Origin of the sequence: Shewanella sp. AC34-MNA-CIBAN-0136, from assembly GCF_040309945.1 — a bacterium.
Taxonomy (GTDB): domain Bacteria; phylum Pseudomonadota; class Gammaproteobacteria; order Enterobacterales; family Shewanellaceae; genus Shewanella.
Map to the genome: position 1 here is coordinate 1 of NZ_JBEOPJ010000111.1, position 233 is coordinate 233.

The window sequence follows — 233 nt, forward strand, 5'->3', positions numbered from 1 at the left end:
GCGTACGACGACGAATTATTTGGCCCTGTTGCCTCGCTTATAAAAGCGAAAGACAACAACGATGCAATGAAAATTGCTAACTCGTCTCGCTATGGTTTAGGTGGCGGCATTTTCTCAAAAGACGAGAAAAAAGCCATTGAGCTGGCTAAAAAGCACTTCGACACCGGCATGATCAACATAAACGGCTACGGTTTAGCGCAACCAAACTTACCATTTGGTGGAGTTAAAGAAAG

The 233-nt window shown here is 44.2% G+C and carries 1 protein-coding gene; it reads left to right on the forward strand.

All coding sequences use genetic code 11. The annotated features are described in order from the left end of the window. Positions 1–233 (forward strand): aldehyde dehydrogenase family protein (locus AAEY94_RS20855; protein WP_350979958.1); only part of this gene is annotated, 233 nt, incomplete at both ends.